General features: G+C 45.3%; 15 protein-coding genes and 3 rRNA genes. 17 read left to right on the top strand and 1 reads right to left on the bottom strand.

The annotated features are described in order from the left end of the window. Positions 1–87 precede the first annotated feature (87 nt). The 6 genes from dnaA (at position 88) to gyrB (ending at position 6,415) form a co-directional block, all read left to right on the top strand. Positions 88–1,434 carry a chromosomal replication initiator protein DnaA gene (gene dnaA / locus H70737_RS00005; protein WP_042183777.1) on the top strand — a complete coding sequence of 449 codons (1,347 nt, stop codon included), beginning with the start codon at positions 88–90 and terminating at the stop codon, positions 1,432–1,434. A gap of 197 nt (positions 1,435–1,631) precedes the next feature. Continuing rightward, positions 1,632–2,774 (top strand): DNA polymerase III subunit beta, encoded by a 1,143-nt coding sequence (gene dnaN / locus H70737_RS00010; RefSeq protein ID WP_042123045.1) that lies wholly within the window; start codon positions 1,632–1,634, stop codon positions 2,772–2,774. 48 nt (positions 2,775–2,822) lie between these two features. Further along, positions 2,823–3,053, top strand: a complete 231-nt coding sequence (gene yaaA, locus H70737_RS00015; RefSeq protein ID WP_042123047.1) for a S4 domain-containing protein YaaA — start codon at positions 2,823–2,825, stop codon at positions 3,051–3,053. A 20-nt stretch (positions 3,054–3,073) separates the two neighbouring features. Continuing rightward, positions 3,074–4,192 (top strand): DNA replication/repair protein RecF, encoded by a 1,119-nt coding sequence (recF, locus tag H70737_RS00020; RefSeq protein WP_042123050.1) that lies wholly within the window; start codon positions 3,074–3,076, stop codon positions 4,190–4,192. A gap of 16 nt (positions 4,193–4,208) precedes the next feature. Further along, the gene (gene remB / locus H70737_RS00025) at positions 4,209–4,457 is read left to right on the top strand and encodes an extracellular matrix regulator RemB (protein WP_036677731.1); all 249 of its coding nucleotides are present in this window, start codon (positions 4,209–4,211) and stop codon (positions 4,455–4,457) included. 47 nt (positions 4,458–4,504) lie between these two features. Continuing rightward, positions 4,505–6,415, top strand: a complete 1,911-nt coding sequence (gene gyrB, locus H70737_RS00030) for a DNA topoisomerase (ATP-hydrolyzing) subunit B (protein ID WP_042183779.1) — start codon at positions 4,505–4,507, stop codon at positions 6,413–6,415. Positions 6,416–6,502: 87 nt separating this feature from the next. On the opposite strand, the gene H70737_RS00035 is transcribed toward gyrB, so the two are convergent. Beyond that, entirely contained in the window at positions 6,503–7,378 is an 876-nt protein-coding gene (locus H70737_RS00035) for a YheC/YheD family protein (RefSeq protein ID WP_042183781.1), read from the bottom strand. Between the two features lie 355 nt (positions 7,379–7,733). Between H70737_RS00035 and gyrA the strand changes: the two genes are divergently transcribed. The 11 genes from gyrA (at position 7,734) to H70737_RS00090 (ending at position 23,180) form a co-directional block, all read left to right on the top strand. After that, the gene (gyrA, locus tag H70737_RS00040) at positions 7,734–10,274 is read left to right on the top strand and encodes a DNA gyrase subunit A (RefSeq protein ID WP_042183783.1); all 2,541 of its coding nucleotides are present in this window, start codon (positions 7,734–7,736) and stop codon (positions 10,272–10,274) included. Between the two features lie 268 nt (positions 10,275–10,542). Then, on the top strand, positions 10,543–11,640 hold the full coding sequence (locus tag H70737_RS00045; protein WP_042183786.1) for an HD-GYP domain-containing protein: 1,098 nt from the start codon (positions 10,543–10,545) through the stop codon (positions 11,638–11,640). A gap of 389 nt (positions 11,641–12,029) precedes the next feature. Continuing rightward, positions 12,030–13,587: ribosomal RNA gene (locus tag H70737_RS00050) — 16S ribosomal RNA — on the top strand. Positions 13,588–13,850: 263 nt separating this feature from the next. Then, positions 13,851–16,779 (top strand): 23S ribosomal RNA (locus H70737_RS00055). A gap of 74 nt (positions 16,780–16,853) precedes the next feature. Further along, positions 16,854–16,970, top strand: a 5S ribosomal RNA gene (gene rrf / locus H70737_RS00060). The 16S, 23S and 5S rRNA genes sit together here, the layout of an rRNA operon. A gap of 155 nt (positions 16,971–17,125) precedes the next feature. Continuing rightward, a complete protein-coding gene (locus H70737_RS00065) occupies positions 17,126–18,748 on the top strand; it encodes an ABC transporter substrate-binding protein (protein ID WP_042183788.1) in 1,623 nt (540 codons plus the stop codon). Next, positions 18,745–19,734, top strand: a complete 990-nt coding sequence (locus H70737_RS00070) for an ABC transporter permease (RefSeq protein ID WP_042183789.1) — start codon at positions 18,745–18,747, stop codon at positions 19,732–19,734. The genes H70737_RS00065 and H70737_RS00070 overlap by 4 nt, the downstream gene beginning before the upstream one ends. After that, the gene (locus H70737_RS00075) at positions 19,731–20,597 is read left to right on the top strand and encodes an ABC transporter permease (protein WP_143764167.1); all 867 of its coding nucleotides are present in this window, start codon (positions 19,731–19,733) and stop codon (positions 20,595–20,597) included. Before H70737_RS00070 ends, H70737_RS00075 begins: the two co-directional genes overlap by 4 nt. Further along, complete coding sequence (locus H70737_RS00080) at positions 20,594–21,361, top strand: ABC transporter ATP-binding protein (protein ID WP_231573369.1); 768 nt, start codon at positions 20,594–20,596, stop codon at positions 21,359–21,361. Before H70737_RS00075 ends, H70737_RS00080 begins: the two co-directional genes overlap by 4 nt. Then, positions 21,352–22,125: an ABC transporter ATP-binding protein gene (locus H70737_RS00085; protein ID WP_042183794.1), complete on the top strand. Its 774-nt coding sequence runs from the start codon at positions 21,352–21,354 to the stop codon at positions 22,123–22,125. Before H70737_RS00080 ends, H70737_RS00085 begins: the two co-directional genes overlap by 10 nt. Next, positions 22,122–23,180, top strand: a complete 1,059-nt coding sequence (locus H70737_RS00090) for a pyridoxal-phosphate-dependent aminotransferase family protein (RefSeq protein WP_042183796.1) — start codon at positions 22,122–22,124, stop codon at positions 23,178–23,180. Before H70737_RS00085 ends, H70737_RS00090 begins: the two co-directional genes overlap by 4 nt. Positions 23,181–23,182 lie beyond the last annotated feature (2 nt).

Genomic DNA, 23,182 nt, shown 5'->3' on the forward strand with positions numbered 1-23,182 from the left:
GATAAATATCAGCACCAACCTATTTTCTTCGACATTTCCACTTCATGGCTGATGCCACATTTGGAAGATTTAAAGGAGTGACAGTCTGTGGACAGCCATACTTCCGAATTATGGCAGCAAATTTTATCGATTATTCAAACCAAATTAAGCAAGCCGAGCTTTGATACCTGGTTTAAGGCTACTAAAGCGATAACCTTCAACTCCCAGGTTCTCATTATCTCGGCACCTACAACGTTCGCAGTAGAATGGCTGGAAAGTCGCTACACCAAACTAGTAGGAGCAACGGTCTACGAAGTCACTGGGAAACAAGTGGATGTAAAATTCGTGATTGAAGAAAGCAAGCCGCCTGAGCTTGTGGTTCAACAATCCGCTCCCACTCCCGTAGTATCACGAGAAGAAGCGCAAACGCATCTACTCAATCCCAAGTACACTTTTGACACTTTTGTAATCGGCTCCGGCAACCGTTTTGCGCATGCAGCCTCACTGGCAGTAGCCGAAGCGCCGGCCAAAGCATACAATCCCTTGTTTTTATATGGTGGTGTAGGTCTGGGCAAAACCCATTTAATGCATGCCATTGGGCACTATGTTCTAGAACATAACCCGAATAACAAGGTTATTTACATCTCATCAGAGAAATTCACGAATGAATTTATCAATTCAATCCGTGATAACCGCGGTGAAAGCTTCCGCAATAAGTATCGTAACGTTGACATTTTGCTTATTGACGATATTCAATTCCTCGCTGGAAAAGAGTCCACGCAGGAGGAGTTTTTTCATACGTTCAATGCGCTCCACGAAGAACGCAAGCAAATTATCATCTCCAGCGACCGACCGCCAAAGGAAATTCCCACACTGGAAGAACGGCTACGTTCCCGGTTCGAGTGGGGCTTGATTACGGATATTCAACCACCCGATCTAGAAACCCGAATTGCGATTTTGCGCAAAAAGGCGAAGGCAGAGAACCTTGATATCCCTAATGAGGCCATGATGTATATTGCTAACCAGATTGACACCAATATTCGTGAGCTGGAGGGTGCATTAATCCGGGTTGTTGCTTACTCTTCGCTAACTAACCAGGATGTAACCACTCATTTGGCAGCTGAAGCACTCAAGGATATTATTCCTTCCAGCCGGCCTAAGATGATTACCATCGCTGATATTCAGCAAAAAGTCGGTGAATACTACAATTTACGCCTTGAAGACTTCAAAGCGCGAAAACGTACGAAAGCCGTAGCTTTTCCACGTCAAATCGCAATGTATCTCTCCCGTGAACTAACCGATTATTCGCTCCCTAAGATTGGTGAGGCATTCGGAGGACGTGACCATACGACCGTAATTCATGCGCATGACAAAATTACACAGTCATTAAAGGTCGATCAGGAGTTGTACAAAGTGGTAAATAATCTTGCGGAGAAAATTAAAAATCCTTCCTAAGAGGAACAAAGAGCCTATACACAATCTATACACATGTGGGTAGGCTTAATTTTATGCTATTTGATAGGGTTATCCACATATTAGACGCCCCTACTACTAATACTATTAAATAACTATAATAATTCATCATGTAAAGACGCGTAATAAAGAGATACCAATACAACGAAATTCCCAATTTTTCAGCTAGGAGTGAAATCATGAAAATAAGCATTCTTAAAAATGAACTCAACGAATCCATTCAACACGTATCCAAAGCTATATCCAGTAGAACAACAATCCCTATTCTGACCGGTATTAAGCTGGAAGTTAGCCATCAAGGCGTGACATTAACTGCAAGCGACACCGATATTTCGATTCAATCGTTTATTCCAGCAGAGAATGATAGCCATACGATCGTGAAGATAGATCAGCCAGGAAGTGTTGTTCTTCCCGCTAAATTTTTCGTCGAAATTATTAAGAAGCTGCCCTCCAAAGAGATTCACATGGAAGTTAAAGAAGGATTCCAAACGTATATTTCTTCTGGATCCACTGAGATTCAGATCGTAGGTTTAGACCCTGAAGAATTCCCGGTGCTACCGAGTATTGAGGAGAACGATACGATCTCCCTGCCAGGTGATTTGCTGAAAAATATGATTAAACAAACCGCTTTTTCTATTTCTACCCAAGAGACAACTCCGATTTTAACAGGTATACTGTGGAATCTGGCTGATAATGAGTTTAAGTTTACAGCGACAGACCGTCACCGCTTAGCTACAAGAGCAGCAAGATTAGAAGGTACGGAGAATGTCCAATTTGCAAATATCGTAATCGCCGGTAAAACTCTTAATGAGCTAAGCAAGATTATTCCTGATCAAAATATGCTCGTTGATATTGTGGTTGCGGACAATCAAGTTCTCTTTAAAATCGACAAAGTACTGTTCTATTCACGGATCCTTGATGGAATTTATCCGGATACTTCTAGAATTATTCCAACAACCTACAAAACAGAACTAACTTTGGACACAAAAAAATTAAGCGAATCGATTGATCGTGCTTATTTGCTGTCCCGTGAAGAAAAAACCAATATTGTGCGCATGCAGACGCTTGAGCAAGGTGGTATTGAAATTTCATCTAGCTCTTCTGAGCTTGGTAAAGTTCGCGAAGAACTTGAAGTCATTGATTTCAAAGGTGAACCGCTCAAAATATCTTTCAACTCCAAATATATGCTCGATGTCTTAAAAGTTATTGAGAGTGAGCAGCTTGTAATAGCATTTACAGGAATGATGAGTCCGATCATTTTGAAGCCACTCGATCAAACCAATAGCTTGTATATTATTTTGCCTTACCGTACAACAAATTAATGCCAACATTCATGAACATGTGGATAAGTGGCTGAAAGGATAAAAACCATGAAAAAAATACTTATCCACAGTGGATATATTAAGCTGGATCAATTCCTGAAACTTTCTGATTGTGTATCCACAGGTGGAATGGCTAAAGCTTTGCTGCAAGAAGGACATGTACTTGTTAACGGAGAAGTAGAGGAACGGCGCGGAAGAAAACTTTATCCGGGTGATCAAATTGAAGTGCAGGATAACGGCACATTTCAGGTTGAAGGCGGAGGAGTCAAAGAGGAGTAGGCTAGGGGAGGAACCATTTCGTGTTTGTTAAAAATATCGGTCTGCAGCATTATCGGAATTACGGGCTGCTGCGTCTGGAGAGCTTGGGCGATGTGAATCTGATTCTGGGTCAGAACGCCCAAGGCAAAACAAACCTCATGGAGGCATTGTTCGTCCTGGCGATGACCAAAAGCCACCGCACCTCGAAGGATCGCGAACTTATCTCATTTGATGCCCCTGGAGACGCTGCTCAGATCATTGCCGAGGTAGAACGTAAGTACGGCGATCTCAAGCTAGAGCTCACCCTATCTGCCAAAGGTAAAAAAGCTAAGATTAACGGTTTAGAACAGCGACGTCTTAGTGAGTTTGTGGGATCACTCAATGTGGTCATGTTTGCACCGGAAGATTTAGAGATAGTCAAAGGCACACCTGGCATCAGACGGCGTTTTCTCGATATGGAGATTGGCCAAGTCCAGCCCAGTTATCTATTTCACCTCCAGCAGTATCAAAAAATTCTCTTACAAAGAGGCAATTTGCTGAAGCAGTTGTGGGGGAAAGAGGCAGCGGGAAAAGACCTTTTGGAAATTTGGGATGCTCAACTTGTGGAGCATGGTGTTAAAATCGTCAAAAAAAGGAAACAATTCATAAAGAAGCTGCAAATATGGGCTGAAAGCATACACCGGGGGATTACGAACGGCGGAGAAGAACTGAAATTGCTCTATGTCCCCTCTTTCGGCGATCGGGATGAGGAAGATGAAGCTGTCTTATTAGACAATTTTATGTTAAAGTTATCACAAACGAGAGAACAAGAAATCAGGCGCGGCATGACGCTGACGGGTCCCCATCGGGATGACCTGTCCTTTTTTATCAACGGAAGGGAAGCCCAGGTCTACGGTTCTCAGGGACAGCAGCGTACAACGGCTTTATCGCTCAAGCTGGCGGAAATCGAGCTGATCCATGAAGAAATCGGAGAATATCCTGTGCTGCTTCTTGATGATGTTTTATCCGAACTTGATCCTTACCGACAGACCCAGCTTATTGAAACCTTTCAAAGCAAGGTACAGACATTCATTACCGCTACCGGGATTGAGGGTCTGAATGCCGATAAATTAAAGGGCGCCAGCCTATATCATGTTCATGATGGAAAAGTGGAGTTATAAAGAGCGGAGGAAGATCATGTATATTCATTTGGGCGGGGAGAAGATTATTCGCTCTTCGGAGTTAATTGCAATATTTGATATTTCGATTGAGAAATCTTCCAAGGTGTCTAAGCAATTCGTCATTCACTCTGAGCAGGACAAGAAGCTTGAGCGGATTGGTGAAGAGGAAGCAAAATCTATTGTCGTAACTAAAAATATCGTGTATTACTCCCCCATTTCCTCCTCCACTCTCAAAAAAAGAGCCAAAATTTTGCTCGAAATATAACTTGCGTTTAGTAACAAAGAGATAATCTGAAAGAAGTAGGTGAAGGCATGTCAATGAATCAACCGACATATGATGAGAGCCAGATTCAGGTACTGGAAGGGCTAGAAGCTGTCCGGAAACGTCCGGGCATGTATATTGGTTCCACTAGTTCTAAAGGTCTCCATCACTTGGTGTGGGAGGTCGTAGATAATAGTATCGATGAAGCCCTAGCAGGTTATTGTGACCGGATTCAAGTGATTATTCATGAGGATAACGGGATTACTGTTATCGATAATGGACGTGGCATACCTGTAGGTGAAAATGAAAAACTTAAAAAGTCGACGCTTGAAGTTGTAATGACAGTACTGCATGCAGGCGGTAAATTCGGCGGCGGCGGATATAAAGTATCAGGCGGCTTACACGGTGTGGGTATCTCCGTAGTAAATGCCTTGTCTGAGAAGGTTGTTGTTAATGTTAAGCGTGATGGGCATATTTATCAGCAGGAATACAGACGTGGTGCACCACAGTATGAGATCAAAGTTGTTGGAGATACGGAAGAGACAGGTACGACTACAACTTTTCATCCGGACCCTGAAATCTTTACTGAAACCACGGTCTTTGAATATGCGACACTGCTTACTCGTATTCGGGAGCTAGCTTTTCTTAACAAAGGAATTGAGCTTTCACTGCATGATGAGCGGACCGATGTCACCAACGTGTTCAAATATGAGGGTGGTATCGTTGAATATGTGAAATATCTGAATGAGAAAAAAGAAGCGCTGCACGAGGAACCAATCTACGTGGAAGGCTCACGGGATATGATTCAGGTTGAAGTAGCTCTCCAATATAATGATTCGTATACAGAGAACATCTACTCTTTTGCGAATAATATTAATACCCATGAGGGCGGAACGCATGAATCCGGCTTCAAAAGTGCTCTAACACGTATTATCAACGATTACGCCCGTAAAGCGGGTGTGCTGAAGGATGGTAATTCAAATCTGACTGGCGACGACGTGCGTGAAGGATTGACAGCCATTATTTCTGTCAAAATTCCAGAGCCTCAGTTCGAAGGTCAAACGAAGACTAAGCTCGGAAATAGTGAAGTCCGTGGAATAGTAGAATCACTGTTCGGAGAGAAATTGCAGGAATTCCTGGAAGAGAATCCGGCAGTATCACGCCGTGTCCTTGAGAAGTCGCTTTCAGCTTCACGTGCACGAGAAGCCGCTCGTAAGGCTCGTGAGTTAACCCGCCGTAAGAGTGCGCTTGAAGTCAGTGCACTACCTGGTAAACTTGCGGACTGTTCATCCAAGGATGCGTCTATCAGCGAACTGTATATCGTCGAAGGTGACTCTGCGGGTGGATCGGCCAAGCAGGGCCGGGATCGTCATTTCCAAGCGATTCTACCGCTGCGTGGTAAGATTCTAAACGTAGAAAAGGCACGCTTAGACCGTATTTTATCCAACGCCGAGATCCGGGCTATTATTACTGCTCTTGGTACAGGAATCAGTGATGATTTTGACCTATCGAAGGCTCGTTACCATAAAGTCGTTATTATGACGGATGCCGACGTCGATGGAGCTCATATTAGAACTCTGTTGTTAACATTCTTCTACCGTTACATGCGGAAGCTAGTAGATGCAGGTTATATCTATATCGCACAACCGCCATTGTTTAAGATAGAACGCAACAAAGTGATCCGTTATGCAGGTAGCGAGAAGGAACGCGATGAGATTATCGCCTCTTTTGGTGAGAATGTTAAGGTCAATGTTCAGCGCTACAAAGGTTTGGGTGAAATGAATGCTACCCAGCTGTGGGACACGACGATGGATCCTGAGGCTCGTATGATGCTACAAGTAACGATTGAAGATGCGATGCTCGCTGATAGTATCTTTGATACGCTGATGGGCGATAATGTTGAACCAAGACGTGACTTTATCCATGAGCATGCGAAGAGCGTCAGATACCTTGATGTGTAACAATTACATTCAAGCATAAAAACCTCCGGCTTCTGTTCCTAACGGAATGAGAATGCTGGAGGTTTTTTTGGTTTCAGAGCTGATTTTTTAGGCTTTAGTATAATGCCTATTGCGGGTAGTATATGGGGATTTTCTAGCTTTTACACGTCCGTATGCTACAGCATAGCGGTGTATTCTACGATAGATAGATTTATCAGGAAATAACTTGAATACAACAATGGATGGAAGCGTGTTGACCTCAAGCAGCCACATATCCATATGTTGATCCATGGCAATATCCAGACCAATTTCTTTAATTCCTGGATAGGTGGTTTCCAATTGGCCTGCAATTTGTACCCCTAAAGATTTTAATTGATTAATCGTGGAGAGTGTTTCAGAAGGGTTCATATGATTTTTTAATAATGTATTTACTGACAGAATACTGCCTCCACTATGATAATTGGTGACGATTTTCTGAGGGGCAGCTACTCTTCCGAGCATTCCTGTTGTTTCCCATGCACCTGATGGAGTCTTTTGGGCAAGAACTCGAAGGTCGAAGGGACGATCTTGGTGACGCAGGAGATCAATTCCTTTTTGGACGAGGTAGGTACGGTTCTGAATTCGTTTCTGTAAGGCCTCATGCAGCTCTTCGGGGGAGAAGAAAACTTCTGCCGTCTTTGCATATCTTAAAATATATAGGACCTGTGCTTCTTGCTGTTCTCTCTCCTCGTTATTGGCGGTGACAGTCATTTCAGTCTTCTGCTGGCTAGGGCTTAACATCACCGTACGCTGCTCAGCTCTCATTACACCAATACCAAAGCTTCCGCGATCAGGTTTTATATAGACCATGGCATATAACGCAAGCATTTCTTTAAGAACATTTAAATCATATTTACGAGTATCAGGCACATATAGAGATAGAGATTGATTTTGAAGGATAACTTTTGTTTTAGCCCATTTACTTGGGACTCGTTGAATCTTCATTATCTTCCTCCTTAACAATTTTGTGCAGCATTTGCTCTTTTGAATTCCCTTGTACAAAACTTGCTGTGGAAGCATAATCTTTGGCAGCTGAAAATCAGGACAAGCTACCTAAACAATGGTATAATATAAGGATATGGGGTTATGCCTTATCGAACGATACTAGGATAATAAAACCGTGTTTCTTGTCTTTACAGTCTATGTACTAAAGACATTTGCGGAAAGGGCGAATACCCTAATCAGCGCAAAAGAAATCAATATTAGAAGATAAAAGGCTATCATGTTTAATTGTGCTACTTTTGTGAAAGTAATATAATTAAGGGTAGCGGTTTTTTAACTGAAGGAGGTCCAGCAACTCATGGCTGAACAAAATAACCCACAAGTCAAAGATCGGGACATTGGCGTGGAAATGCGTGAATCCTTTATGGATTACGCAATGAGCATCATTGTTAGCCGGGCTTTGCCAGATGTGCGGGACGGACTCAAGCCGGTTCACCGACGCATTTTGTTTGCGATGTCGGAACTTGGAATGTCTGCGGATAAGCCTCATAAGAAATCGGCAAGAATCGTCGGTGAGGTTATCGGTAAGTACCACCCTCACGGTGACTCAGCCGTCTATGAAACAATGGTACGGATGGCTCAGGATTTCTCTATGCGCTATATGCTTGTGGACGGTCACGGGAACTTTGGTTCGATTGATGGTGATATGGCTGCAGCGATGCGTTATACAGAAGCCCGTCTTTCCAAGATTGCAGGCGAAATGCTTCGAGATTTGAACAAAGAAACAGTTGATTTCGCACCCAACTATGATGGTGAAGAGAATGAGCCAGTTGTATTACCAGCTCGCTATCCGAACCTGCTCGTTAATGGGGTATCTGGTATAGCTGTAGGTATGGCTACTAATATTCCACCGCATAACCTAGGTGAAGTTATCGATGGTGTGCAGGCGATGATTAAGAATCCTGATATCACACCTATGGAATTGATGGAGTATATCCAAGGCCCAGATTTCCCAACGGCTGGATATATTTTGGGTCGTGAGGGTATTCGTCAGGCTTATCGTACGGGGCGTGGTTCAGTGACCATGCGTGCAAAGGCAACGATTGAAGAGAATAACGGTAAGGCTCGCATCATTGTACATGAGCTGCCGTATCAGGTGAATAAGGCGAGACTGGTTGAGAAAATCGCAGAATTAGTACGTGAGAAACGGATCGAGGGTATAACGGATCTTCGAGATGAGTCTGACCGTAACGGTATGCGTGTAGTTGTCGAGATGAGACGTGATGTGAATCCAAATGTTGTGTTGAACAATCTATATAAACATACTTCTATGCAATCTACATTTGGTATCAACATGCTGGCCATCGTAAACAACGAGCCGAAAATTCTTAATCTGCGTGATGTGCTCTATCATTATTTGCAGCACCAGATTGAAGTTATTCGTCGTCGTACAATATTTGATCTTAAAAAAGCCGAAGCACGCGCTCATATTTTAGAAGGTCTGCGTATTGCGCTGGATCATCTGGATGAAGTGATTGCGTTAATTCGTGCTTCTCGGACAACGGACATAGCCCGTGAGGGATTAATGAGCACCTTTAGCCTTAGTGTAGAGCAGGCTCAAGCGATCCTCGATATGCGGATGCAGCGTCTGACCGGTCTGGAAAGAGAAAAGATCGAGAATGAATATAACGAATTGCTAGCTAAAATTGCAGAGTACCGTGAAATTTTGGCGAATGAGCATCTTGTACTGGAAATCATCAGTAACGAGCTGCAGGATATTCGTGATAGATATTCTGATGAACGCCGGACAGAGATTACCGTTGGTGAAGAAAGTATCCTGGATGAAGACCTTATTCCGCGTGAAGAGGTTGTTATCACTATTACACATACGGGATACATCAAACGTCTACCTGTCAGCACCTACCGCAGTCAGAAGCGTGGAGGGCGCGGAGTCATGGGGATGGACACCAAGGATCAGGACTTTGTGGAGCATCTCTTCGTGAGTAACTCTCATAACTATCTGATGTTCTTTACCGATAAGGGTAAGGTATACCGGATTAAAGCTTATGAGATCCCAGAGCTGGGACGTACAGCACGTGGGACACCAATCATCAACCTGATTCAAATTGAACAAGGTGAGAAGATTAGTGCCGTAATCCAAGTGGAAGAAACCGATAGTGACAAGTACTTGTTCTTTGCTACCCGCGAAGGTATCGTGAAGAAGACGCCGCTTGAGGATTACAATAACATCCGCAAAGGCGGACTTATCGCTATTAACCTTCGTGAAGAGGATTCTCTAATTGAGGTTAAGCTGACAGATGGACAGCAAAATCTTATTATCGGTACAGCTCGCGGAATGTCGATTACGTTCTCAGAGAATGATGTTCGTTCTATGGGTCGTAGCGCGACAGGCGTGAAGGGCATTACGCTTGATAGTAATGACCATGTCATCGGTATGGATTGTGTCGATAAGGAGCTTGAGGTTCTGATTGTTACTAGCAAGGGTTATGGTAAACGGACACCAGCCGGTGACTATCGTTCCCAGACTCGTGGTGGTAAAGGAATCAAGACCATTAATCTCACGGAGAAGAATGGCCCTGTAGTTGGTCTAAAAGTGGTTAAGAACGATGAAGACTTAATGATCATTACTACAAGCGGTACCTTGATTCGTACCAGCATGGATGGAATCTCTACTATGGGTCGTTATGCGCAAGGGGTTAAGCTAATTAACATCCGCGAGGATGATGCAGTGGCTACTCTGTGCAGAGCAGATAAGAACGAAGAAGACGAATTGTCTGAAGATATGGAAGGCCTCGAGGAACAAGTAACAGTAGATGAATCTGGTGATATTGATCAACCGGAAACAATCGCTGAGGATCAAGAAGATAATTTAGAGTAGGTTTTATTCAATAAAGAGCAAGGGCTTCTATTACAGAGACCCTTGCTCTTTTTGCTGTGATTAATTAATAGCTAGTTATTTAATGAAATTTAATGAGGATTTTTATAAGAATAGTTTTCATTTCACTAGTCGCTTCCTTTTATCCGTACTATAATTAGCCGATAGAGTATAAATCAGTATATAAAGTACTATTTTCTCAGAAATTATCTGTCATATTAGATTTCGGTAATCCTGAGCTTATTGTTATAGAAATTAAGGGGCTGAGTATATGCCAAGTGTATTGGCTGGAGAAGTTAAAGCGGGCTCAAAGATAACCAAAGATGTAATTACACCTTTGGGGGGAATTTTGTTCACCAAGGGAAAGATACTACTCCCCCGTGATCTAGAAATTTTAGAAGCTTTTTTGGTTGGGCAAGTGGAGATCGAAGGTGTTCAGGGAGAGGCCAACTCTGATGCTGTCAAAAAAAACGCCAAGCAGACAGCACTTAAAGCTGGAGCGATTATAAATGAATCGATGCTGATCAAGAACAATTCCCCACTACATGATGAATATGAAAAAATGATCGCACTTATTAGGAACAGCTATCGTTCGGTAACGGCAGCCTCACTTCCTATTTTTGAGTTGCGGAGTCAATTAGAGTTACTAATTAGTCATTTGAAGGATTATCATGTGTTGAAGTTTTCTCCACGTACGCTAAAAGACGAGGATTACAACTATCACAATGCCGTACTGTCCGCGTTAACATCATATAAGATCGCTCAGTGGTGCGGGTATCCGCAAAAGGATTGGATGCAGATCGCTTTTGCCGGATTGCTACATGACATCGGAAACGCAAAAGTAGATAGTTCTCTTTTACATAAGCCGGAGTCACTTAATAGTGCTGAAATAGAAGAGGTTCGCAGACATACTACATATGGCTATCAATTGTTGCGTAATGTTACAGCGATTAATGAAGGGGTAAGACTAACAGCATTGCAGCATCATGAGAAGGTTGACGGGTCTGGATACCCACTTAAGCTAGAAGGTAGCCAGATTCACTTTTACGCTAAAGTAGTTGCGGTAGCAGATATATTCCATGCTATGACCCTAGAAAGGGCCTATAGAAAAGCACAGTCTCCTTATCTAGTGTTAGAGCAGATAATGACAGAAAGCTTCGGTAAGCTCGACCCAGTCGTTGTACAGACCTTTATACAGAAGAGTACCGATTTGTTTAATGGAACCAGAATACGTCTGAGCGATGGACGTCATGGAGAGATCATATTTACTGACCGTGCTAATCCAACACGTCCTATGATTAAGGTAGAGGGTACGATTGTGAACCTAATGTTGGAGCGAGAATTGTATATTCAGGAGATCATTGCTTAGAGAAGAAAGTATTAAGAGACTGTATAAATGAGACTGTGCTAAAAGGTATATACCAATATATAAAGGGAGATTAATAGCACAGTCTCTTATTTATAGATTATATTAAAAAAAGTGTTGCAATGAATCTCTATACATGATATATTCTATTTCTGGCCGAGAAACACACATGCCGAGCTCGAAAAAGAAGTTAAAAAAAGAGCTTGACATTAAACGGCCGAACATGATATAGTATAAGAGTTGCTGCTGAGACATTAAACGGCGCCAACGAGAACTTGATCTTTGAAAACTGAACAACGAGTGAGTAGGAAATCACGAAAGTGAAATCCAAAATTAGAGAATTAATTTTCTCGTCAGATGTTTCAAAATGAGCATATCGCTCTTTTCAATACTAATTGGAGAGTTTGATCCTGGCTCAGGACGAACGCTGGCGGCGTGCCTAATACATGCAAGTCGAGCGGAGTTACTTTGAAAGCTTGCTTTCAAAGTAACTTAGCGGCGGACGGGTGAGTAACACGTAGGCAACCTGCCCCTTAGACTGGGATAACTACCGGAAACGGTAGCTAATACCGGATAATTTCTTTTTTCTCCTGAAGAAAGAATGAAAGACGGAGCAATCTGTCACTGAGGGATGGGCCTGCGGCGCATTAGCTAGTTGGTGGGGTAACGGCCCACCAAGGCGACGATGCGTAGCCGACCTGAGAGGGTGAACGGCCACACTGGGACTGAGACACGGCCCAGACTCCTACGGGAGGCAGCAGTAGGGAATCTTCCGCAATGGACGAAAGTCTGACGGAGCAACGCCGCGTGAGTGATGAAGGTTTTCGGATCGTAAAGCTCTGTTGCCAGGGAAGAACGTCCGGTAGAGTAACTGCTATCGGAGTGACGGTACCTGAGAAGAAAGCCCCGGCTAACTACGTGCCAGCAGCCGCGGTAATACGTAGGGGGCAAGCGTTGTCCGGAATTATTGGGCGTAAAGCGCGCGCAGGCGGTCATTTAAGTCTGGTGTTTAAACCTTGGGCTCAACCTGAGGTCGCACTGGAAACTGGGTGACTTGAGTACAGAAGAGGAAAGTGGAATTCCACGTGTAGCGGTGAAATGCGTAGATATGTGGAGGAACACCAGTGGCGAAGGCGACTTTCTGGGCTGTAACTGACGCTGAGGCGCGAAAGCGTGGGGAGCAAACAGGATTAGATACCCTGGTAGTCCACGCCGTAAACGATGAGTGCTAGGTGTTAGGGGTTTCGATACCCTTGGTGCCGAAGTTAACACAGTAAGCACTCCGCCTGGGGAGTACGGTCGCAAGACTGAAACTCAAAGGAATTGACGGGGACCCGCACAAGCAGTGGAGTATGTGGTTTAATTCGAAGCAACGCGAAGAACCTTACCAGGTCTTGACATCCCTCTGAATCCACTAGAGATAGTGGCGGCCTTCGGGACAGAGGAGACAGGTGGTGCATGGTTGTCGTCAGCTCGTGTCGTGAGATGTTGGGTTAAGTCCCGCAACGAGCGCAACCCTTAACTTTAGTTGCCAGCAAGTAATGTTGGGCACTCTAGAGTGACTGCCGGTGACAAACCGGAGGAAGGTGGGGATGACGTCAAATCATCATGCCCCTTATGACCTGGGCTACACACGTACTACAATGGCCGGTACAACGGGAAGCGAAGCCGCGAGGTGAAGCCAATCCCATCAAAGCCGGTCTCAGTTCGGATTGCAGGCTGCAACTCGCCTGCATGAAGTCGGAATTGCTAGTAATCGCGGATCAGCATGCCGCGGTGAATACGTTCCCGGGTCTTGTACACACCGCCCGTCACACCACGAGAGTTTACAACACCCGAAGTCGGTGGGGTAACCCGCAAGGGAGCCAGCCGCCGAAGGTGGGGTAGATGATTGGGGTGAAGTCGTAACAAGGTAGCCGTATCGGAAGGTGCGGCTGGATCACCTCCTTTCTATGGAGAATCGTCTTCTGCGATGAAGACATTCAAATCGGAAGTTAAACTTCCAAATCTCAGGTTTAGGCCTGTTACTCACTCGTTGCTCAGTTTTGAGAGTTTAAGCTCTCATCTTTAAACTTGATCCTTGAAAACTGGATACCGAAACGAATTTGCGTTTTAGAACATCTTTTAGCAACTTGTGTAAACAAGTAAATGTTATTAGTGAGATGATTCCAAAGAGAATGTCATTGTATGATATTTTCCTGCGGAAAAATCAAGGTTAAGCTAATAAGAGCACACGGAGGATGCCTAGGCGCCAGGAGCCGACGAAGGACGTGGCGAACAACGAAACTGCCTCGGGGAGCTGTAAGCAAGCTTTGATCCGGGGGTGTCCGAATGGGGAAACCCAGCTGTGGTAATTCGCAGTTACTCACATCTGAATACATAGGGTGTGTAGAGGCAGACCAGGGGAACTGAAACATCTAAGTACCCTGAGGAAGAGAAAACAATAGTGATTCCGTCAGTAGCGGCGAGCGAACGCGGAACAGCCTAAACCTAAGAGCTTGCTCTTAGGGGTTGTGGGACGTCTCACATGGAGTTACAAAGGAATATGGTAGGTGAAGAGGTCTGGAAAGGCCCGCGATAGAGGTAAAAGCCCTGTAACCTAAACTGTGTTCTCTCCGAGACGGATCCCGAGTAGTGCGGGGCACGTGAAACCCCGTATGAATCCAGCAGGACCATCTGCTAAGGCTAAATACTACCTGGCGACCGATAGTGAAACAGTACCGTGAGGGAAAGGTGAAAAGCACCCCGGAAGGGGAGTGAAATAGAACCTGAAACCGTGTGCTTACAAAAAGTCAGAGCCCTATTTATGGGTGATGGCGTGCCTTTTGTAGAATGAACCGGCGAGTTACGTTTAACATGCAAGGTTAAGTCGAGAAGACGGAGCCGCAGCGAAAGCGAGTCTGAATAGGGCGATTGAGTATGTGGACGTAGACCCGAAACCGTGTGATCTACCCCTGTCCAGGGTGAAGGTGCGGTAACACGCACTGGAGGCCCGAACCCACGCATGTTGAAAAATGCGGGGATGAGGTGGGGGTAGCGGAGAAATTCCAATCGAACTCGGAGATAGCTGGTTCTCCCCGAAATAGCTTTAGGGCTAGCCTCGGTATAAGAGTAGTGGAGGTAGAGCACTGATTGGGTGCGGGGTCCGCAAGGATTACCAAGCTCAGTCAAACTCCGAATGCCATATACTTATTGCCGGGAGTCAGACAGTGAGTGCTAAGATCCATTGTCAAAAGGGAAACAGCCCAGACCATCAGCTAAGGTCCCCAAGTGTGTGTTAAGTGGGAAAGGATGTGGAGTTGCACAGACAACCAGGATGTTGGCTTAGAAGCAGCCACCATTGAAAGAGTGCGTAATAGCTCACTGGTCGAGTGACTCTGCGCCGAAAATGTAACGGGGCTAAACACACCACCGAAGCTATGGCTAGATACGTATGTATCTGGGGTAGGGGAGCGTTGTATGTGGGTTGAAGGTGTACCGTAAGGAGCGCTGGACAGCATACAAGTGAGAATGCCGGTATGAGTAACGAAAAGATCAGTGAGAATCTGATCCGCCGAAAGCCCAAGGTTTCCTGAGGAAGGCTCGTCCGCTCAGGGTAAGTCGGGACCTAAGGCGAGGCCGAAAGGCGTAGTCGAAGGACAACAGTTTGAAATTACTGTACCACCGTAATCCGCTATGAGCGATGGGGTGACGCAGGAGGGTAGTGACGCGGACTGATGGATATGTCCGTCTAAGCAGTGAGGCTGATGTGTAGGCAAATCCGCACATCATTAAGGCTGGGCTGTGATGGGGAGCGAAAATTGTAGTAGCGAAGGTCATGATCTCACACTGCCAAGAAAAGCCTCTAGCCAGGAGAAGGTGCCCGTACCGCAAACCGACACAGGTAGGCGAGAAGAGAATTCTAAGGCGCGCGGAAGAACTCTCGTTAAGGAACTCGGCAAAATGACCCCGTAACTTCGGGAGAAGGGGTGCCCCGGTAGTGTGAATAGCACGAGGGGGCCGCAGTGAAAAGGCCCAAGCGACTGTTTAGCAAAAACACAGGTCTGTGCGAAGCCGCAAGGCGAAGTATACGGGCTGACGCCTGCCCGGTGCTGGAAGGTTAAGGGGAGTGGTTAGGGGTAACCCGAAGCTATGAACCGAAGCCCCAGTAAACGGCGGCCGTAACTATAACGGTCCTAAGGTAGCGAAATTCCTTGTCAGGTAAATTCTGACCCGCACGAATGGCGTAACGACTTGGGCGCTGTCTCAACGAGAGATCCGGTGAAATTTTAATACCTGTGAAGATGCAGGTTACCCGCGACAAGACGGAAAGACCCCATGGAGCTTTACTGCAGCTTGATATTGAATTTGGGTACGATCTGTACAGGATAGGTGGGAGCCGTAGAAATCGGAGCGCAAGCTTCGGTGGAGGCGCCGTTGGGATACCACCCTGATCGTATCTAGGTTCTAACCTAGTACCCTTACCGGGTACGGGGACCGTGTCAGGCGGGCAGTTTGACTGGGGCGGTCGCCTCCTAAAGAGTAACGGAGGCGTTCCAAGGTTCCCTCAGAATGGTTGGAAATCATTCGAAGAGTGCAAAGGCATAAGGGAGCTTGACTGCGAGACCTACAAGTCGAGCAGGGACGAAAGTCGGACTTAGTGATCCGGTGGTACCGCATGGAAGGGCCATCGCTCAACGGATAAAAGCTACCCTGGGGATAACAGGCTTATCTCCCCCAAGAGTCCACATCGACGGGGAGGTTTGGCACCTCGATGTCGGCTCATCGCATCCTGGGGCTGAAGTAGGTCCCAAGGGTTGGGCTGTTCGCCCATTAAAGCGGTACGCGAGCTGGGTTCAGAACGTCGTGAGACAGTTCGGTCCCTATCTGTCGTGGGCGCAGGAAATTTGAGAGGAGCTGTCCTTAGTACGAGAGGACCGGGATGGACGTACCGCTGGTGCACCAGTTGTTTCGCCAGAAGCATGGCTGGGTAGCTACGTACGGACGGGATAAGCGCTGAAAGCATCTAAGCGTGAAGCCCCCCTCAAGATGAGATTTCCCAATTAGTAAGACCCCTTGAAGACGACGAGGTAGATAGGTTGGAGGTGGAAGTGCAGTAATGCATGGAGCTGACCAATACTAATCGGTCGAGGGCTTATCCTATACTTAAAACGCAAATTCAATTCGGATTCAGTTTTCAGGCGATTAAGCCTGAGCATTTACGCTGTAAATGCCCGTTTGGTGGCGATAGCGGAGGGGTTCCACGCGTACCCATCCCGAACACGACCGTTAAGCCCTCCAGCGCCGATGGTACTTGGACCGAAGGGTCCTGGGAGAGTAGGACGTTGCCAAGCACGCAAGACCACTGTTGAGTAATCGACAGTGGTCTTTTTTTTATATCTATTTACTTAACGGATTGTTAAGATTTAAATTTTGTTTGACAGACCACATTGATTAATCCATAATACAATTCATACTAAACATATAAGAATTATAGGGGGAGCGGATTATGTCATATTTTAATGTATCTGTTAAGAAACCGGTTCTGTTGGGGGCGATAGCAGTTTTGCTATTGATGGTAATTGCAGGATGCTCGGGATCTAATAATAAGGCTGCTTCAAATAAAGATGCGCAGGAAAGTGCGAGTCCAGCAACAGCAACTCAGACTCCTCAAGCGGCAGAGCCGGCAGTAGGAGGAACCTTCATCTATGGTCGGCCTGCATCTGTAACCTCGTTGGATTTGCATAACCAGATTACGTCCAACAATGCTTTTGCAATCGACAAAGTATTTGAATCGTTAGTTGCTTTTGACAGCAAGGGCGAAATTGTAGATTGGCTTGCGAAGTCACATAGTATCAGTGAGGATGGCCTGACGTATACTTTTGAACTTCGCGACGGCGTAAAGTTTTCAAATGGTACGGATGTGACTGCAGAAGATGCTGTATTCTCCCTTGAGCGGCACTTGAAGGTTGGCGGCCCGCTGGCAATATCGGCAAAGGTCGGCACAATTAAGGCGCAGGATAACAAAACGCTTGTTATTACACTTAAAGAGCCTTATACACCATTTATCTCAGAGCTATCCAATTTCTCAAATGGCATCTTGCCTAACAATTTTGGTGGAGTTTCCGAAGAAGAATTCTTTAAGAAGCCAATTGGAACGGGACCCTTTGTGGTTGAATCATGGGATACAGCGGGGGATCTGACCTTCACTAAGAACAAATTCTACTGGCAAGAAGGTAAACCATATATTGATAAGCTTGTTTATAAGTTGATTGAGGATGATAGCCAAGCGATCAACCAGCTGAAGGCTGGGGAAGTTAATGCTATTGAATCTTTAGCGCTGCAAAATGCCAATGAGATCAAAGATGGAGCTGACACTAAAGTAATTACTAACGGCAGTTGGGTGACAGAGCAATTGTTCTTTAATACGCTGGATGAGCATTTCTCGGATGTGCATGTTCGCCGCGCGCTGGCTCTGGCACTTGATCGTGAAGGCTTGACCAAAGCATTAACGTTTGGTTATGCACAAACGGCAAACTCATTACTGCCAACAACGATTCCTTATAACTCCAATGATACAATCAAGGCTCTGAACTTCAATGTTGAGGCAGCCAAGGAGGAGCTTGCTAAATCTGCCTTCCCTAATGGATTCACTACCAAATTACTTGTAGCCTCCGGCAACAGTACAAGAGCACAAGAAGCACAAATTATCCAGGCAGCGGGTCAAACAATCGGGATTAAGATTGAGATTGAATCGATTGAGCTTGCTACTTTCCGTGAACGTTTCTTTGCATATGATTTTGCGGCAATGCTTAATAGCGGTCAAGCGGATTCCCCGGAAGCGAACTCGATCATTGCTTTTCAAACTGATCCGGAAGGCTTCAGCAAATCGTATTGGACGCATTATACGAATGATGAAGTAACGAAGCTTCTATATGAGGGCCAAAAAACTGCAGATGGCGATGCTCGTGCGCAAATCTATACTAAACTGCTGCAGACACTTGCTGATGAAGTACCTTATATTCCGCTTTATTATCCAGATGTCTTGAAAGGTATTCGTTCTTCTGTTGATGGTCTTGTTGTTCTACCTAACGGCAGCGCCCGTTTCGAAGATGTCCACATCAGCCAATGACGAATCTTAAGCAGGTGTTAAATCAACCTAGAGGAAGCAAGGACTCTTACAACTGGCTTGTGATATCACTTATAAAGGCGCTGGCAGTGATCTGCTGCGTAATGATAGCAGTCTTTTTCATCATCCGAATTGTGCCTGGAGATCCAGCTAAAATGATATTGGGAGAATACAGTACCCCTGAGGCGCTCAAGAGTATGCATCATACTCTTGGGCTGGACCTTCCTTTATGGGAGCAGTTCATGCGATTTCTGAAGACGCTATTTACTCAGGGGGATACTGGAAACTCCATTGTTATGGGTACATCAACAAGAGAGTTGATTATGCAGCGTGCCCCTGTCACTTTGTTGCTCATAGTAATGGCGTGTGTGTTGGCGATTTTCGTATCACTTCTGCTTGCTACAGTAGCAGCTACGCATAAGGATAAACTGCTGGATCATTTAATACGTATTTTTCCTACAATAACTTTGGGTATGCCAATCTTCTGGGTTGGCTTACTTTTAATTTTGCTCTTTAGTGTCCGGCTTGGCTGGTTCCCCGTTGGGGGAGTAAGTGAAGGGTGGATTGGAACTTTGCACAGTCTTGCACTTCCGGCAATCACCGTTGCTTTCTCACAGATCCCTACGCTGGTCCGTTCGTTAAGAGCACAGATGCTTGAAGTGTTAGAATCGGATTTTGTAGTTACACTTAAGGCTGCCGGAATACCAAGCAGGGTTATTTTATTTAAACATGTGCTGCGCAATTCGGCTCTACCAACACTGATGCTGATGGGTGTGAATATTTCATATCTAATCGGCGGTACATTGGTCGTTGAACAGGTGTTTGGAATAAAGGGAATTGGCAGTTTGTTATTCACTTCAATTTCGAAACGGGACTTTCCAGTTATTCAAGGAATAGCACTTTACTGTGCGCTAGCTGTTGTGATCATCAGTCTCTTGATTGAAATCATTTCTTGGTGGCTTGATCCCAGAACGAAGGGAAAACAATGAAAACGATAAGACTAGAACCACGATTGTATGAGGCTGGCAAAATGACTAGCGGCTTAAAACGAATATGGAATACCCCTTCACTTCTAGTGGGATTGATTATGTTTGCTGCTCTTATTCTCTTGACTGTGTTCATACCGTATATAAGTCCCTATGATCCCTCCGAGCAAAATTTGAGCGCCTTTCTGCAGCCTCCGTCGGCTGAACACTGGCTAGGAACCGATCAGCTGGGACGTGATCTGTTTACTAGATTGATTTATGCAGCGAGGACTGATTTAAAAATCATGGTCTTGGCAGAAATCATTCCCTTTTGCATAGGTGTGTTCCTAGGAATGCTAGCAGGATATTACGGCAAATGGATTGATACAGTTATTACGCTGCTGTCAGATACGTTGATCGCTTTTCCTTTTTATCTAATCGTCATTATCGTTGCTTTTGCCAGTGGAGCAGGAGAACGAGGCATTTATATTACGTTTATCCTTGTAGGTTGGATTGTCTTTGCCCGTGTAGTGAGAGGTCTTAGCGCATCTTTTCGCAATCAGGAATGGGTGGCATCCGCTCAAACCTTAGGGCTACCCGGAGTAAAAATTATTTTGCGTCATCTGCTGCCCAATGTACTTCCGCAAGCCGTTGTCGTTCTTATGACAGACATGATTGGATTGCTTGTTGCCATTGTTACACTGGGGTATCTTGGGATCGGTATTACACCGCCAACTCCAGACTGGGGAACTATGATCTCAGATGGACAGCCCTTCATCACTACAGCTTGGTGGCTCTCAGCTGTCCCAGGATTTGCAGTGGTGTATACCGGAATAGCTTTGTCGCTCCTAGGTGATGGTTTGGCAGACATATGGAGGAAAAAATGATGTCTATACAACCCATTTTAGAAATAAACGCACTATCGCTGGCAGCGAAGTCAAAAGAGAGATTAGTCAACAATGTTAGCTTTTCGCTGAGCAAAGGGGAGAGTCTAGGATTAGTAGGTGAGTCGGGTTCAGGAAAATCGCTTACGCTGCGTGCAATTCTGGGACTACTTCCAAATGGTGTTGAACAGACAGGTGGCACCATTAAGAGTGACGTAAGCAGTGCGATGGTGTTTCAAGACCCAAGAGGTGCGCTTGATCCACTCTGTATGGTTGTCAATCAGCTGGCTGAAGTCGTGTATTACAGACAGAAAGTTAGTCGAAAGGCTTCGCGAATGATTGCGCTGGAGCTACTCGAAAGGCTTGGTCTCCCTGATTCTTTAAAGAAAAAGGATCGATATCCGAGTCAGCTGTCAGGCGGTCAATGTCAACGGGTAGTCATCGCTTTGGCACTGGCGTGCAAGCCAGGTATTCTTCTCTGTGATGAGCCGACAACGGCGCTGGATGTCACGGTTCAACGACAAATTATTGAAACGATCACGAACCTCCAGCAGGAGTTGGGATTTGCTATGGTTTTTGTAACGCATAATCTCGCGATTGCAGCCAACTTGTGCTCACGCCTATGTGTAATGAAACAAGGGCAGATTGTGGAGCATGGCGCTACCCTTGATATTTTGCAAAATCCATCCGACCCTTACACACAGATGCTGATTGATTCGGTGCTTCCTTTGCCAGAGCTTGAAGGGAGTAGAGACTCATGGAACTAGCCTTACAAATAAAAGATTTAACTGTTCACTACGGCGGATTTACTGCACTGGATTGTATCAATTTGAATCTTGAGCAGCACACCACTCTTGGACTTGTTGGAGAATCCGGTTCAGGGAAATCTACGCTGGCGCGAGTAATTGCTGGACTGATTGCCCCGCATGAGGGGAAGATTCTGTTAGGTACCCAAGAGTTAAAAAAGAAAAGGAGCCGTGAGCAGCGTAAAACAATCCAGATGATCTTCCAAAATCCTGATGCATCGCTGAATCCAAAGCATTCGATTAGGCAAATTCTTTCCGAGCCCTTATTGTTTCATAAAATTGTGGGACGTACGGACGTTGAGCAAAGATGTAAAGAGCTTTTGAACCAGGTTCATTTGGAGCAAAAGGCTTTAGATAAATTCCCGCATGAATTTTCAGGTGGTCAACGGCAACGGATAGCGATCGCTCGTGCATTAAGCGTTGAACCAAATATCCTGATCGCCGATGAACCAACCAGCGCGCTGGATGTATCTGTGCAGCTTAGTGTGCTCGAACTGTTCAATACGCTGAAAGCTGAGCTTAATCTCACCATGCTTTTTATTTCCCATGATCTAGGAGTAATTAATGCAATTAGCGATACGGTAGCAGTTATGCGGCAAGGAAAGCTCGTGGAGCAGAGTCCGAAGGATCAATTCTTCATCCGGCCTAAACATGAATACAGTTACGAGCTGTTGTCGGCAGTTCCTAAAATGCCAAAATCAAGTACATCAGGAGGTTTCTTATGAGCCCAGAATATAATGTACATGTGCCACTTTCAGTGGATGAGTACAATAAGCTTACACAATTGATTTCTACTATCTTGTTTACTGAGCACCCACCAGTTATCATCCCAGCTGAGGCAATTCTGGGGATCGAGGCAGTGGCTGCAGGAATAGCCGCGCCTGGTCGAACCATTGTAAATATAGTAACAGGTCCCTATGGAAGTCTATTTGGAAAGTGGCTTGAACGGGGAGGTGCAACGGTTATTGAAGTAAAGGTTCCTTTTGATGAAGTGGTCACTAGCGACCAAGTTGCTTCCGCAATTAAAGAGTTTAGCCCTTGTGCCCTTTCCTTTGTTCAGGCTGAAGTAGTTACAGGTGGTTCTAATCCGGCTAAAGAAATATTTAAGATTGCAAAGGAGTTCAATCTCATTACTGTGACGGACTCAGTTTCTGCGGTTGGGGGAGAGGCGTTACTGGTCGATGAATGGGGAGTTGATTTTGCTGTGATAGGCGCACAAAAAGCCTTGGCTGGACCTAACGGTGTTAGCGCCGTCAGTATTTCACCACGTGGCTGGCAATTTCTTGAGTCTAATAAAAATGCACCGCGTAACTCCATTCTGTCCTTGCTGGATCTCAAACCTTCGCTGGATGGCACTGCGCCGCTACGGGTTGCTCCAAATATCCCTACTTTAGAGGCTCGAGCTCTGATCCTGGCCTTGACACGAATTGAAGAAGAGGGATTGGAGCAAATCATTCAGCGTCATGAAAGGGCTGCAGCTGCTACATTAGCTGGTATAGAATCCTTGGGGCTTGAGCCTTGGCAAAAGGACAGCAGACATTATTCTACACTGACTACAACGGTTCGGATTGCTGGAAAGCAAGATTTGCAGATCGAAAAACCTATAGGCATTGTGGCTCCAGGAGACGGAGAATTATTTGGCCATCTTTTGCGGATCAATCATTTCGGAACAAATGCTGCTCGGAAAAGTGTGGAGGAAGCCATATCAACACTTGCTGAGTTATTGAAACAAGACCCTGATCAGGCATTACATGCTGTTCGGCTGGCTTGGGGGGAATGAAG

The sequence above is a fragment of the Paenibacillus sp. FSL H7-0737 genome, from assembly GCF_000758545.1.
Classification (GTDB): Bacteria; Bacillota; Bacilli; order Paenibacillales; family Paenibacillaceae; genus Paenibacillus_AQ.